Origin of the sequence: Pseudomonas farris (assembly GCF_019145235.1) — a bacterium.
Taxonomy (GTDB): Bacteria; Pseudomonadota; Gammaproteobacteria; order Pseudomonadales; family Pseudomonadaceae; genus Aquipseudomonas; species Aquipseudomonas farris.
The window spans coordinates 22,181-36,109 of sequence record NZ_JAHSTV010000020.1; the positions used below are offsets into that span (position 1 = coordinate 22,181).

At 58.4% G+C, this 13,929-nt stretch carries 14 protein-coding genes and 1 tRNA gene; 8 read left to right on the plus strand and 7 right to left on the minus strand.

The annotated features are described in order from the left end of the window. Positions 1–3 precede the first annotated feature (3 nt). Genes murI through hemA form a run of 5 tightly spaced genes read right to left on the minus strand, consistent with a single transcriptional unit; the run spans position 4 to position 4,736 of the window. Positions 4–795, minus strand: a complete 792-nt coding sequence (murI, locus tag KVG95_RS28790; RefSeq protein ID WP_217858847.1) for a glutamate racemase — start codon at positions 793–795, stop codon at positions 4–6. Next, on the minus strand, positions 788–1,543 hold the full coding sequence (locus KVG95_RS28795) for a molybdopterin-synthase adenylyltransferase MoeB (protein WP_217858848.1): 756 nt from the start codon (positions 1,541–1,543) through the stop codon (positions 788–790). The genes murI and KVG95_RS28795 overlap by 8 nt, the downstream gene beginning before the upstream one ends. After that, positions 1,537–2,367, minus strand: coding sequence for a peptide chain release factor N(5)-glutamine methyltransferase (gene prmC / locus KVG95_RS28800; RefSeq protein ID WP_217858849.1), 831 nt, complete (start codon positions 2,365–2,367; stop codon positions 1,537–1,539). The genes KVG95_RS28795 and prmC overlap by 7 nt, the downstream gene beginning before the upstream one ends. Beyond that, entirely contained in the window at positions 2,368–3,450 is a 1,083-nt protein-coding gene (gene prfA / locus KVG95_RS28805; RefSeq protein WP_095051167.1) for a peptide chain release factor 1, read from the minus strand. Then, positions 3,447–4,736 (minus strand): glutamyl-tRNA reductase, encoded by a 1,290-nt coding sequence (hemA, locus tag KVG95_RS28810; RefSeq protein ID WP_052965803.1) that lies wholly within the window; start codon positions 4,734–4,736, stop codon positions 3,447–3,449. Before hemA ends, prfA begins: the two co-directional genes overlap by 4 nt. Before the next feature lie 235 nt (positions 4,737–4,971). On the opposite strand from hemA, the gene KVG95_RS28815 reads away from it, so the two are divergent. The 8 genes from KVG95_RS28815 to ychF all read left to right on the plus strand — a co-directional run bounded on the left by KVG95_RS28815 (position 4,972) and on the right by ychF (position 11,895). Next, entirely contained in the window at positions 4,972–6,696 is a 1,725-nt protein-coding gene (locus tag KVG95_RS28815) for a tetratricopeptide repeat protein (RefSeq protein ID WP_217858850.1), read from the plus strand. Positions 6,697–6,699: 3 nt separating this feature from the next. Then, positions 6,700–7,317 carry a lipoprotein insertase outer membrane protein LolB gene (gene lolB, locus KVG95_RS28820; RefSeq protein ID WP_217858851.1) on the plus strand — a complete coding sequence of 206 codons (618 nt, stop codon included), beginning with the start codon at positions 6,700–6,702 and terminating at the stop codon, positions 7,315–7,317. A gap of 2 nt (positions 7,318–7,319) precedes the next feature. Then, positions 7,320–8,171: a 4-(cytidine 5'-diphospho)-2-C-methyl-D-erythritol kinase gene (ispE, locus tag KVG95_RS28825; RefSeq protein ID WP_038981569.1), complete on the plus strand. Its 852-nt coding sequence runs from the start codon at positions 7,320–7,322 to the stop codon at positions 8,169–8,171. A gap of 37 nt (positions 8,172–8,208) precedes the next feature. Further along, positions 8,209–8,283: transfer RNA gene (locus KVG95_RS28830), tRNA-Gln, on the plus strand. A 46-nt stretch (positions 8,284–8,329) separates the two neighbouring features. Further along, positions 8,330–9,271: a ribose-phosphate pyrophosphokinase gene (locus tag KVG95_RS28835; protein ID WP_003171603.1), complete on the plus strand. Its 942-nt coding sequence runs from the start codon at positions 8,330–8,332 to the stop codon at positions 9,269–9,271. A 143-nt stretch (positions 9,272–9,414) separates the two neighbouring features. Continuing rightward, positions 9,415–10,017 (plus strand): 50S ribosomal protein L25/general stress protein Ctc, encoded by a 603-nt coding sequence (locus KVG95_RS28840; protein ID WP_052965810.1) that lies wholly within the window; start codon positions 9,415–9,417, stop codon positions 10,015–10,017. A gap of 169 nt (positions 10,018–10,186) precedes the next feature. Continuing rightward, positions 10,187–10,771, plus strand: coding sequence for an aminoacyl-tRNA hydrolase (pth, locus tag KVG95_RS28845; RefSeq protein ID WP_007905795.1), 585 nt, complete (start codon positions 10,187–10,189; stop codon positions 10,769–10,771). A gap of 23 nt (positions 10,772–10,794) precedes the next feature. Further along, entirely contained in the window at positions 10,795–11,895 is a 1,101-nt protein-coding gene (ychF, locus tag KVG95_RS28850; protein WP_052965811.1) for a redox-regulated ATPase YchF, read from the plus strand. 120 nt (positions 11,896–12,015) lie between these two features. Here ychF and KVG95_RS28855 read toward each other — a convergent pair whose 3' ends face one another. Next, on the minus strand, positions 12,016–12,249 hold the full coding sequence (locus KVG95_RS28855; protein ID WP_217858852.1) for a hypothetical protein: 234 nt from the start codon (positions 12,247–12,249) through the stop codon (positions 12,016–12,018). 148 nt (positions 12,250–12,397) lie between these two features. Further along, on the minus strand, positions 12,398–13,615 hold the full coding sequence (locus tag KVG95_RS28860) for an MFS transporter (RefSeq protein ID WP_217858853.1): 1,218 nt from the start codon (positions 13,613–13,615) through the stop codon (positions 12,398–12,400). Positions 13,616–13,929: the final 314 nt, after the last annotated feature.

A 13,929-nucleotide genomic window follows, 5' to 3' on the forward strand; every position in this document is an offset into this window, starting at 1 on the left:
TATCTACAAGTCGAAGCTTTGCACAACGCCCGTCGAATGCCACAAAACCGGCAAGATATTTCTGAAATGCTCCGGATCCGCACTCGTCCAGAACCGGGCAGCGCGAGCAGGTCCCTCGGCCAGCAACTCACGCTCGGCCAACAATCGTTGAAGCTGCCGTGCCACAGCGGCACCGGTATCGATCAGGCTGATGCTCTGGGGGATCATCTGCTTAAGCAGTGGCTTTAAAAAGGGATAGTGCGTGCAGCCAAGAATGATCGTGTCTGCACCTGCAGCCAGCAGCGGATCGACATACCCTTGCAGCAACTGACGCAATGCCTCGCTATGCAAATCGCCATTTTCAATCAGCTCCACCAACCCGGGGCATGGCTGAGTGATGACTCGCACATCGGCGGCGAAACGGTCGAGCAAGGCGGCGAACTTGGCACTCTGTAAAGTACCGGTGGTGGCGAGTACGCCAACTACACCGCTGCGCGTCGCCGCTGCAGCCGGTTTGACCGCGGGCTCCATGCCGACGATGGGCCACTCAGGGAAATCGCGCCGCAAGTCCGCAACACCCGCGACGGTCGCGGTGTTGCAAGCGAGCACCAGCGCCTTGGCGCCCTGCTGCTGAAAAAACTGCGCCATGACACTGCAACGCTGACTGATGAATGCCGGGGATTTCTCACCGTAGGGAATATTCCCGCAATCGCCGAGGTACAACAGAGATTCGTTGGGCAGCAACTGCTGGATCTCGGCCAACACCGACAGCCCACCGACACCGGAATCGAACACTCCAATCGGTGCTTCACGCATGGCTTGACCCGCAGACACTGCAGCCCGGATCACGCTTGACCCGCAACTCACGGAAGCGCGTGCCCAAGGCATCGATCAATAACAGACGCCCCACCAGCGGTTCACCGAACCCCACCAGCAATTTCAGCGCTTCAAGGGCTTGCAGGCTACCGACCAGGCCTACCAGTGGACCGAGTACGCCGGCCTCGCTGCAGGTCAGCTCGGCCTCGCTGCCGTGCCCGTATAAACAGTGGTAGCACGGACTTTCCGGGCGACGAGGGTCGAAGACCGACAATTGCCCTTCCAGCCGAATCGCCGCACCGCTGACCAGCGGTTTGCGCGCAGCCACACACGCGGCGTTGACCGCTTCGCGGGTGGAAAAATTATCGGAACAGTCCAGCACCAGATCCACCCCCGCAACGGCCGCTGCCAGGGAATCTTCATCCAGGGCGGTGCGATGGGCAATCAGCTGAATCTGGGGATTGATCGCGGTCAGGCGACGGATCGCCGAATCGACTTTGCTCAGGCCGACGCTGTCGGTGTCGTGAACGATCTGGCGTTGCAGATTGGTCAGGTCGACCGTGTCGAAGTCCGCCAGATGCAACTCACCGATACCGGCCGCCGCCAGGTACAGCGCAACCGGTGAACCGAGACCGCCGAGGCCGACAATCAGCACGCGGCTTTCTTTGAGCCGTAGCTGGCCGTCGATGTCGACGTGTTGCAGCAGAATCTGCCGGCTATAGCGCAGTAATTCCTGATCATTCAGCACGGCAAGTGCCCCAGACTGATGCGTTGGTGACCGCCCAGATCGGTGCGGCTATGGACCTCTTCAAAGCCGCAGGTCAGCAGCAAATCGCGCACGGCCTCGGCTTGATCGTAACCATGTTCGAGCATCAACCAGCCACCCGCCTCGAGGTGATCCGGTGCCTGGGCGACGATCAGACGCAAATCGTCGAGCCCATCGACGCCGGCCACCAGTGCACTGGCCGGTTCGAAGCGCACATCGCCCTCCACCAAATGCGGATCGCTCGAAGCGATATAGGGCGGATTGCTGATGATCAGTTGGAAACGCTGGCCTTCCAGGGCGCTGAACCAATGGCTGCTCAGCACGGTGGCATTGCTCAGGCTCAAGCGCTGGCGATTGCGCTCGGCCAGGGCCACGGCTTCCAGCACGCGATCCACGGCGGTGACGCTCCAGGCCGGACGCTCACTGGCCAGCGCCAGGGCGATGGCACCACTGCCAGTGCCCAAGTCGAGCACCTTGGCCGGTTTGGCCGGCAACAGTTCCAGCGCGGCTTCTACCAGCAATTCGGTGTCGGGACGTGGAATCAGCGTATGGGGCGCGACTTCCAGATCGAGTTTCCAGAAGCCTTGCTGCCCCAGAATGTAGGCCACCGGCTCACCGCTACGGCGGCGCTGCAGATACTCGGCAAACTTCAGTGCTGCTTCGCTCGGGACGATACGTTCAGGCCAGGTGTGCAGAAAACTGCGGGACTTGCCCAAGGCAGCCGCCAGCAGCAATTCGGCATCCAGACGCGCGGTGGGCGAGTCGGGCAAATCAGCGGCGCGCAACAAACTGGCAATGATCGTCATTTACTCACCTATCGCTGCCAATTGGTCGGCCTGGTACTCGGCCAGCAGCGGTTCGATCACCGCATCCACGCCACCGGCGAGGATTTCGTCGAGCGAATACAGCGTCAGGTTGACCCGGTGGTCGGTGACCCGGCCCTGGGCAAAGTTATAGGTGCGAATACGCTCGGAACGGTCACCGGAACCTACCAGCAATTTACGCTCGCTAGCGATTGCGTTCGCGGCGGCGCTGGTCTGCTGATCGTTAAGCTTGGCCGACAGCCAGGACATCGCCCGGGCACGGTTCTTGTGCTGGGAACGTTCTTCCTGGCACTCGACGACAATACCGGACGGCAAGTGTGTGATACGAATCGCCGAATCGGTCTTGTTGACGTGCTGACCACCGGCACCGGAGGAGCGATAGGTGTCGACCCGCAGATCCGCCGGGTTGATCTCGATCGCTTCCTGCTCGTCCGGCTCGGGCAACACGGCCACGGTGCAGGCTGACGTGTGGATGCGGCCCTGGGATTCAGTGGCCGGAACCCGCTGTACGCGGTGCGCACCGGACTCGAACTTCAGCTTGCCGTAAACGTTCTCGCCTTCGACCCGGGCAATGACTTCTTTATAGCCGCCGTGTTCACCTTCGTTCTCCGAGAGAATCTCTACCCGCCAGCCACGCCGCTCGGCGTAACGCGAATACATGCGGAACAGGTCGCCGGAGAAGATTGCCGCTTCGTCACCGCCGGTGCCGGCACGGATTTCGAGGAATACGTTGCGCCCGTCATTGGGATCTTTGGGCAGCAGCATGCGTTGCAGTTGAGCTTCGATTTCGATCAGTTGCTCTTTGGCTTCGCGGACTTCTTCCACGGCCATTTCGCGCATGTCCGGGTCGCTGTCCTTGAGCAGCGCCTGAGCCCCTTCGAGGTCGCCCTGCACTTTAAGCAGCTGTTTATAGGTGCCCACGATCGGCTCGACTTCCGCGTATTCCTTGGAATAGGTGCGGAACTTGTTTTGATCGGAAATGACCTCGCCGTCGCCAAGCAGGGCGGTCAATTCCTCGAAACGGTCCTGGAGGATGTCCAGCTTATTGAGCAGTGACGCTTTCATTGCGGTTTCTTATCCGAAAAGCTATCCGATGAGCCCTCACCGAGGGCAAAGAGTTCCTGGGCCATGGCCAGCGCATCGAGGCGGCCTTCGGCAGAGAGCTTTTTCAATTGCACGCTTGGGGCATGCAAGAGTTTGTTGGTCAGGCCGCGGGCCAGTTGCACCAGCACGTCTTCGGCGCTGCTGCCATTGGCGAGCATACGCTGGGCTTTCTGCAATTCTTCGTCGCGCATGCGCTCGCTTTGTTGACGATAGGCCTTGAGCACATCCACCGCCGCCAGTTCGCGCAGGCGAACCATGAAATCTTCGGCACCGATCGACACCATCTCTTCGGCGGCCTGGGCTGCGCCCTGACGGCTCTTGAGGTTTTCGGCGACCACTTCGTGGAGATCGTCGACGCTATACAGGTATACGTCGTCCAACTCGCCGACTTCCGGTTCGATATCCCGAGGGACGGCGATATCCACCATGAAAATCGGCTTGTGCTTGCGCAATTTCAAGGCACTTTCCACCGCGCCTTTACCGAGAATCGGCAACTGGCTGGCGGTGGAACTGATGACGATGTCGCTGCGCACCAGTTCTGCCGGGATGTCCGAGAGCAGCACTGCGTGGGCGCCGAACTGTTCGGCCAGAATGCTCGCGCGCTCCAGGGTGCGGTTGGCGACCACGATTCGCTTCACCCCCAGCTCATGCAGATGACGGGCGACCAAGGTGATGGTTTCGCCGGCGCCGATCAGCAAAGCCTGGCTGCGTTGCAAATCACTGAAAATCTGTTTCGCCAGGCTGACCGCGGCAAACGCCACGGATACCGGGTTTTCGCCGATGGCGGTGTCGGTTCGCACCTGTTTGGCCGCATTGAACGTGGCCTGGAACAGCCGCCCGAGCAGCGGACCGATGGTGCCAGCCTCGCGAGCCACAGCGTAGGCCGACTTCATCTGACCAAGAATCTGCGGTTCACCCAACACCAGCGAATCGAGCCCGGAGGCAACCCGCATCATGTGACGAACTGCCGCATCATCCTCATGCACATAAGCGCTCGCGCGCAGCTCATCGAGGCTCAAATGATGATAATCGGCCAGCCAGCGCAATATGACGTCAGCCGAAAGGTGATCCTGTTCTATATACAGTTCACTGCGATTGCAGGTGGAGAGGATCGCAGCTTCGCGGCTGTCGGTGAGTCGGCAGAGCTGCTGCAAGGCCTCAACCAGCTGCTCAGGGGTAAAGGCCACGCGCTCGCGGACGTCTACTGAAGCAGTCTTGTGGTTAATACCGAGTGCAAGGAAGGCCATTCAAGGTCGCTGATGGTGACGTGAAGCCGACAATTGTCCTACTTCGACAGAGCCAGAACAACCACTCGATATCTATCGCTCCTGTAAGAGCTGCCGAAGGCTGCGATCCGTTCTCGTTTACAAGAGCGCCGGGGCTGCGGGGATTGCCCGCGCGGGTAAATTGGCCGGGCGGTTATGTTTGGCCGAAGGCTTGTGTCATGATGATCCGACCGCAGGTTAGTCGTCCTTTTCCTATATGAATAGATCTTCCGCGTTGCTCCTCGCTTTTGTCTTCCTCAGCGGCTGCCAGGCCTTGGCTCCCGTTTCATCGGACGGTACGCCGCCAGTCGAAGACAGCACTCCGGCCCCTGAAAAGCCCAAGGTTTACAGCTCGTTCAGTGAAGAAACCGTCTTCAGCCTGTTGAGCGCCGAATTGGCTGGCCAGCGCAATCGTTACGACATTGCCCTGGACAACTACGTGACCCAGGCCATCAACACCCAGGATCCGGGCATCTCCGAGCGGGCATTTCGCATTGCCGAGTATCTGGGTGCCGATCAGGCTGCCCTCGATACCGCACTGGTCTGGGCCAAAAACGCCCCGGACGATCTCGAAGCGCAACGGGCCGCTGCCGTGCAACTTGCCCGCGCCGGGCGTTACGACGACTCCATGGTCTATATGGAGAAAGTCCTGCAAGGCAAAGGCGACACACATTTCGACTTCCTCGCCCTGTCCGCGGCCGATACCGACCAGGACACGCGCAACGGCCTGATGAAAGGTTTTGACCGCTTGTTGCAGCGCCATCCGCACAACAACCAGCTGATTTTCGGCAAGGCCTTGCTGATGCAACAGGACGGCGATGCCAAAGGTGCCCTGACCCTGCTCGAAGACAACCCGCCAGACGAGGGCGAAATAGCCCCGATCCTCCTGCGCGCGCGCCTGCTGCAAGGGCTCAACCGTGGCGATGAAGCCCTGCCACTGCTGCAAAAAAGCATCAAGAAATACCCGGACGACAAACGCCTGCGCCTGACTTACGCGCGCATGCTGGTTGAGCAGGACCGCATGGAAGATGCCAAGGCCGAGTTTTCGAGCCTGGTGCAGCAATACCCCGAAGACGACGAACTGCGTTATTCCCTGGCCCTGGTCTGCCTGGAAGCCAAGGCGTGGAACGAGGCCAAAGGCTACCTGGAAGATTTGATCGCTCGGGAAAGCCATGTCGACTCGGCACACCTGAACCTGGGGCGCATTGCTGAAGAGCGTAACGACCCGCAGGGCGCATTGATCGAATACGCTCAGGTCGGGGCGGGCAACGATTACCTGCCGGCGCAATTGCGTCAGGCCGATATTCTGATGAGCAACGGCAAGACCGCCGAAGCCCAAAGCCGTCTGGCAGCCGAACGCGGCGAGCAACCCGATTACGCGATCCAGTTGTACCTGATCGAAGCCGAAACCTTGTCTGCCAACAAACAGGGCGACAAGGCCTGGAAAGTCTTGCAGCAGGCGCTGCAGCAATACCCCGATGATCTGAATCTGCTGTATACCCGGGCCATGCTGGCAGAAAAACGCAATGACCTGGCGCAGATGGAAAAAGATCTGCGACTGATCATCAAGCGCGACCCGAACAATGCGATGGCGTTGAACGCCCTCGGCTACACCCTGTCCGACCGCACCACACGCTACGCCGAAGCCAAGGCCTTGATCGAACAGGCGCACCAGATCAACCCGGAAGACCCGGCAGTCCTCGACAGCCTCGGATGGGTCAATTTCCGCCTGGGTAACCTCGATGAAGCCGAGCGGTATTTGCGCCAGGCGCTGGAGCGCTTCCCCGATCAGGAAGTCGCCGCTCACCTGGGCGAAGTGCTGTGGGCCAACGGTAAACAACGCGAAGCCAAGCAAATCTGGAGCAAGTTCCTCAAGGAACAGCCCGACAGCCCTACCCTGCGCGGCACCATCAAGCGCCTGACCGGATCAGAGACTCTTTAAGTTATGTTTTTGCGCCACATCATCGTTTTCAGCTTCATCGCCCTGCTCGCCGGTTGCGCGGGCTTCGTTGCCCGCGAATCGGTCCAGGGTCAAGGCAACAAGGCCCAATGGCGCGAGCACAAACAGCAACTGACCGGCCTCGACGGCTGGCAGATCAACGGCAAAATCGGCATCCGCGCGCCAAAAGATTCGGGTAGCGGCACGCTGTTCTGGCTGCAACGCCAGGATTACTACGACATCCGTCTCTCCGGCCCGCTGGGTCGTGGTGCAGCCCGCTTGACCGGTCGCCCGGGCAAAGTCTCGCTGGAAGTGGCCAATCAGGGCCGCTATGACGCACAGACACCGGAAGCCCTGGTTGAAGAACAACTGGGCTGGAAATTGCCGGTATCCCATCTGGCCTGGTGGGTTCGCGGGCTCCCGGCCCCGGACAGCAAAAGTCGCCTGACCCTCGACGTCGACAGCCGCCTGGCCAATCTCGAACAGGATGGCTGGCAGGTCGAATACCTCAGTTATGCCGAGCAAAACGGCTACTGGCTGCCCGAGCGGATCAAACTGCACGGCACCGACCTTGATGTCACGCTGGTGATCAAGGAATGGCAACCACGCAAACTGGGGCAGTGAACATGACTGCACCGCGCCTGACATTGCCCTCGCCCGCCAAGCTCAACCTGATGCTGCACATCCTCGGTCGCCGTGAAGACGGCTACCACGAGTTGCAGACGATTTTTCAGTTCCTCGATTACGGCGATGAAATCACCTTCGCCGTTCGCGACGATGGCGTGATTCGGTTGCACACCGAATTCGCCGACGTCCCTCACGACAGTAACCTGATCGTCAAAGCCGCAAAAAAACTTCAGGAGCAATCCGGCTGTTCGCTGGGTGTCGACATCTGGATCGAAAAAATCCTGCCCATGGGCGGTGGAATCGGTGGCGGCAGTTCGAATGCGGCGACCACATTGCTGGGCCTCAATCATCTTTGGCAACTGGGTTGGGATGAAGATCGGCTGGCCGCACTGGGCCTTACGCTTGGCGCCGACGTCCCGGTTTTCGTTCGTGGCCACGCGGCTTTCGCCGAGGGCGTAGGGGAGAAACTCACCCCTGTAGAGCCCGAAGAACCGTGGTATCTCGTGCTGGTGCCGCAAGTATCTGTAAGTACAGCAGAAATTTTTTCAGATCCACTGTTGACACGTAACACTCCTCCCATTAAAGTGCGCCCCGTTCCCAAGGGAAACAGTCGAAATGACTGCTTACCGGTGGTAGCAAGGCGTTACCCAGATGTACGTAACGCATTGAATTTGTTAGGTAAATTTACCGAAGCAAAACTCACCGGAACTGGAAGTTGTGTGTTTGGGGGCTTCCCAAGCAAAGCTGAAGCTGATAAAGTCTCGGCCCTTCTGACAGAGACCCTTACAGGGTTTGTAGCAAAAGGAAGCAACGTTTCGATGTTGCATCGCAAGCTGCAAAGTCTGCTCTAAAAGGAATCGAGTACTGGGTACTCGTTGCAACAGATACAGGGGCGTCGCCAAGCGGTAAGGCAGCAGGTTTTGATCCTGCCATGCGTTGGTTCGAATCCAGCCGCCCCTGCCATTTTCCTATACTCATCCAGGTTACCCTCAGCCTTCAGGTACTGCGCGTGTCCAAGATGATGGTCTTTACGGGGAACGCTAACCCCGATCTGGCTCGGCGTGTTGTACGTCAGCTGCATATCCCTCTCGGTGACATCTCTGTCGGTAAGTTCTCCGACGGCGAAATTACTGCCGAGATCAATGAAAACGTTCGCGGTAAAGACGTTTTCATTATTCAGCCGACTTGCGCTCCGACCAACGATAACCTGATGGAACTGGTAGTGATGGCTGATGCCTTCCGCCGCTCCTCGGCTACTCGTATCACTGCTGTTATTCCTTACTTTGGTTATGCCCGTCAGGATCGCCGTCCGCGTTCCGCACGTGTGGCTATCAGCGCGAAAGTCGTTGCTGACATGCTTACCGTAGTCGGCATCGACCGTGTTCTCACGGTTGATCTGCATGCTGACCAGATTCAGGGCTTCTTCGATATTCCGGTAGATAACATCTACGGCTCCCCGGTACTGGTGGATGACATTGAAGATCAGCGCTTCGAAAACCTGATGATCGTGTCCCCAGACATTGGCGGCGTCGTGCGTGCACGGGCTGTTGCCAAATCCTTGGGCGTGGACCTCGGGATCATCGACAAACGCCGTGAGAAAGCCAATCACTCTGAAGTGATGCATATCATCGGTGATGTCGAAGGGCGTACCTGTATTCTGGTCGATGACATGGTCGATACCGCCGGCACTCTGTGCCACGCGGCCAAGGCCTTGAAAGAGCATGGCGCTGCCAAGGTTTTCGCCTACTGCACGCACCCTGTGCTGTCGGGTCGGGCGATCGAAAACATTGAAAATTCCGTGCTGGACGAGCTGGTGGTAACAAACACCATTCCGCTGTCCGCTGCAGCACAAGCCTGTGCGCGTATCCGTCAACTGGATATCGCACCGGTAGTTGCCGAGGCGGTTCGCCGCATCAGCAATGAAGAATCGATCAGCGCGATGTTCCGTTAAGGGCCCTGCCCTTTTCATTACATCTCGTTGACGAAAAGCGCCCCGCCCCGGCATTCCTGTCGGGGCGGGGCTTTTTTGCCCATATCGCCCTTAAGCGCTGGTCGCAAACGCCGGGGCGAATGTGGTTATTTTGGAGATACAACATGAACGATTTTACTCTGAATGCTGAAGTGCGTTCCGACCTGGGGAAAGGTGCGAGCCGCCGCCTGCGTCGTCTCGCAAGCCTGGTTCCAGCTGTAGTTTACGGCGGCGACAAAGCCCCTGAATCCATCAGCATGCTGGCTAAAGAAGTTGCCAAACTGCTCGAAAACGAAGCGGCTTACAGCCACATCATCGAGCTGAACGTTGGCGGCACCAAGCAAAACGTAATCATCAAGGCTCTGCAGCGTCACCCGGCCAAAGGCCACGTACTGCACGCTGACTTCGTACGCGTTGTAGCTGGCCAGAAACTGACCGCTATCGTGCCTGTACACTTTGTTGGTGAAGAAGCTCCGATCAAGAAAGGCGGCGAAGTTTCGCACGTTGTTTCGGAAATCGAAGTGACCTGCCTGCCAAAAGACCTGCCTGAATTCATCGAAGTCGACCTGGCTAACGCCGAAGTCGGTTCGATCATTCACCTGTCCGACCTCAAAGCCCCTAAAGGCGTTGAGTTTGTTGCTCTGGCACACGGCGATGACAAGGCTGTTGCCAACGTCCACGCTCCACGTGTTGCTCCAGAAGCTACTGAAGAAGGCGCAGCAGAGTAATTTCACTCTGTTCGCCGGAGTGACCGGAAACATCGCGGACTAGAGCGTAGCGAGAAAGCGGGCGAGAACGCGGAGTTTACATAATGGTAAATGAGCACTTGTCGTCCACTTTCGCCGCACGCCCTGATGGCGGCGATGTTATCCACCACTTCAAGGAAGGGCCCCTATCGTGACTGCCATTAAACTGATCGTTGGCCTGGGAAATCCAGGCGCTGAATACGAACAGACCCGGCATAACGCAGGGGCCCTTTTTGTTGAGCGCATCGCGCACGCGCAGGGTGTCAACCTTGTAGCCGATCGCAAATATTTCGGCCTGACCGGGCGCTACTCGCATCAGGGTCAGGATGTTCGTCTGCTGATTCCCACCACCTACATGAACCGCAGCGGCCAGGCCGTCGCGGCACTTGCCGGCTTCTTCCGCATCAAGCCTGAAGAAATCCTGGTGGCGCATGACGAACTCGATCTGCCTCCGGGCGTTGCCAAGCTCAAACAGGGCGGCGGCCATGGCGGTCACAACGGGTTGCGCGACATCATCGCGCAACTGGGCAATCAGAATACCTTTCACCGCTTGCGGCTTGGCATTGGCCACCCGGGCGTTGCCAGTATGGTTTCAAATTTCGTCCTCGGTCGTGCGCCACGCGCCGAACAGGAAAAACTCGATGCCAGCATCGACTTTGCCCTCGGCGTGCTGCCGGATATCCTCGCCGGTGAATGGAACCGCGCGATGAAAAACCTGCACAGCCAGAAGGCCTGACTCTAACTCCTCGGGGAAACACCATGGGATTCAATTGCGGCATCGTCGGCCTGCCTAACGTCGGCAAGTCCACCCTGTTTAACGCCCTGACCAAATCCGGGATCGCGGCCGAGAACTTCCCCTTCTGCACCATCGAGCCGAACACCGGTATCGTGCCGATGCCGGATCCGCGTCTGGAAGCCCTGGCAGCCATCGTCAATCCAAAGCGCATCCTGCCGACCACCATGGAATTCGTCGACATCGCGGGCCTGGTTGCCGGCGCCTCGAAAGGTGAAGGCCTGGGCAACAAATTCCTCGCCAACATCCGCGAGACCGATGCTATCGCTCACGTGGTCCGCTGCTTCGAAGACGAGAACGTGATTCACGTCTCCAACAGCGTCGACCCGAAACGCGACATCGAGATCATCGACCTGGAGCTGATCTTCGCCGACCTCGACAGCTGCGAGAAGCAACTGCAGAAAGTCGCCCGCAACGCCAAGGGTGGCGACAAGGACGCCGTGGTCCAAAAAGGCCTGCTGGAGCAACTGATCGCTCACTTCACCCTCGGCAAGCCAGCGCGCACGCTGATGAAGAACATGGGCGCCGACGACAAAGCGGTGATTCGTGGCTTCCACCTGTTGACCACCAAGCCAGTCATGTACATCGCCAACGTCGCTGAAGACGGTTTCGAGAACAACCCACTGCTGGACATCGTCAAAGCCATCGCCGAAGAAGAAGGCGCCATGGTGGTTCCGGTCTGCAACAAGATCGAAGCCGAAATCGCCGAACTGGAAGACGGCGAAGAGAAAGACATGTTCCTCGAAGCCCTGGGCCTCGAAGAGCCTGGCCTGAACCGCGTGATTCGTGCCGGCTACGAGATGCTGCACCTGCAGACCTACTTCACCGCCGGTGTCGAAGAAGTCCGCGCCTGGACCGTCCGCGTCGGTGCTACCGCGCCACAAGCCGCCGGCGTGATCCACACCGACTTCGAAAAAGGCTTCATCCGCGCCGAAGTCATCGCCTACGAAGACTTCATTCAGTACAAGGGCGAAGCCGGCGCCAAAGAAGCTGGTAAATGGCGCCTGGAAGGCAAGGACTACATCGTTAAAGACGGCGACGTGATGCACTTCCGTTTCAACGTGTAAAACACCCGCTCAAGAAAAAGCCGCGTTTAGACGCGGCTTTTTTGTGCCTCTTTTTCGCGTATAAAACCAGCACAACAAAGGCTACAGCGGCTCCTTTTTCAGGCGCTGCCACCGTTATGTTCACACTCGGTACTTACTCCGATTGAAGAACATCGAAGCCCCCGCCCCCACTATCGCGATTGCAAAGATCCCGACATCGATGCTGCCAATGTAGGGCGGCAGCACAAATATCACGCAAAAGCCCAAACCAACCAGACCAACACCCAGCCATTTCCTGAGTACATAGCTCCTTACGCAAGTGTGCAGCAGCATCATCCCCACGCAGGCCAACGCATACTGACTGTAGAGAGTCATAAATTGATTCCTGTCAAACTCCACTGCTCGCATCCTTATCGAGTCCAGAAAGGCGCGAAGTTTCCATCAGGATAGTGATTTGCGCAAACGGCAATCACGGCTGCAGGCGCGCTTTAATACTACAAATCTCTATACCGGTCGGTACGGGTCAGACTTTTTTGGTTCGTGGCAGAAGGATCGCCAACACCCCAAGCAGCGGCAAGAACGAACACAGGAAGTACACGTACTCGATGCCGTGGACATCCGCCAGATGCCCAAGCAACGCTGCGCCAATCCCACCGAAGCCGAACATCAGGCCGAAGAACACCCCGGCAATCATCCCGACATTCCCCGGCACCAGTTCTTGCGCATACACCACAATGGCCGAGAATGCCGAGGCGAGGATGAAACCGATCACCACGCTCAGGACGCTGGTCCAGAACAGATCGACGTGGGGCAGCATTAGGGTGAACGGTGCGACGCCAAGGATCGAGAACCAGATCACCGCCTTGCGCCCGATCTTGTCGCCGATCGGCCCGCCGAAGAAGGTCCCCGCCGCTACCGCACCGAGAAACAGGAACAGGTGCAACTGCGAACTGGCCACCGACAGGTCGAATTTTTCAATCAGATAGAACGTGAAGTAGCTGGTGAGGCTGGCCATGTAGAAATACTTGGAGAACACCAGCAACCCGAGTACCACCAGTGCACTGATCACCCGGCCTTTCGACAAGCCGTGAGTCGCTGCCTGACCTTGTTTGAGCTTGAACAGGTTCAGGTGGTTGGCGTACCAACGACTGATCCGATACAGCACGAACAGCGCAAACAGCGCGAACAATCCGAACCACGCCACATGACCCTGACCGTAGGGAATGATGATCGCCGCCGCCAACAACGGCCCGAAAGCCGAGCCCGCATTACCGCCGACCTGAAACGTCGACTGCGCCAAGCCGAACCGCCCGCCCGAGGCCAATCTCGCCACCCGGGAAGCTTCCGGGTGAAAGGTCGATGAACCGACACCGATCAACCCCGCCGCCAGCAGAATCATCGGGAAGCTACCGACCACCGACATCATCAGAATACCGATCAATGTGCAGACAGTACCGGCCGGCAACAGCCAGGGTTTGGGATGACGATCAGTGTGGTAACCGACCCATGGCTGCAACAGCGAGGCCGTCAGTTGAAAGGTCAGGGTGATCAGACCGATCTGAGTGAAGGTCAGGCCATAGCTGGCCTTGAGCATCGGATAGATCGACGGCAATACCGCCTGAATCAGGTCGTTGATCAAATGCGCCAGCGCCACCGCGCCAATGATGCGCATGACCAGCGGACTGCTTTGTGAAGTGGTAGGCGCCGAGGTCGCGGCGGACTGAGTGTTGCTGATAGCCATGAGAGTTTCCGTACTGCGGATGGGTGCGCACTGGCAGGCCGGTCAATGTGCCATTTTTCGGTACAGTAGCGCCATCCCCTTAGCCTGCTAACGACTTCAAAAAAGAAGGTGATAGCGCAAAGCCATGGTCTGAATCTTGCCTTGTTTATCCGTTCAACGCGGCCCCTTACAAAGGGAACCGAGAATGGGAAGTTTCGCTACAGAGTCGGCCTACAGAGCGGACCAAGGGTGAACTTTCGAGGCCTTTTAGCAGGGCACGAGTCGCGGTCGCAATGACCTCGACGCACGCCAATGGTGCGTGGTGTCCAGAGGAG